This is a genomic window from Alkalihalophilus lindianensis (assembly GCF_032843265.1).
Lineage (GTDB): Bacteria > Bacillota > Bacilli > Bacillales > Bacillaceae_D > Alkalihalophilus > Alkalihalophilus lindianensis.
In genome coordinates this window covers 1-250 of record NZ_JAWJBA010000740.1, presented here as the reverse complement: position 1 = coordinate 250, position 250 = coordinate 1, and the positions used below count along the sequence as shown (strand labels likewise).

General features: G+C 38.8%; 1 protein-coding gene. It reads right to left on the bottom strand.

The features are described 5' to 3' along the window. The coding region (locus RYX56_RS24150) for a thiamine pyrophosphate-dependent enzyme (protein WP_317124355.1) at nt 1–250 on the bottom strand (250 nt) is incomplete at both ends.

Genomic DNA, 250 nt, shown 5'->3' with positions numbered 1-250 from the left:
CGAACAAAGCTTCTGGTCGTGGTACTGGACTTTCTTCGGCAAATTTGATTGCATGTTCAATGTCAGCCATTGACTGTGATTCAATCTCCTCTGCCTCTTTATTTGTTAACAACTGATGTTCAATCGCATAATCGCGAAATTGAGAAATACAATCACGATTGGCTTCTTCTTTTTCTTTACCGGATGGAGCTTTATATTTTTGTTCATCCCCTTCAAAATGGCCATAATTACGATAAGTCACACACTCAAG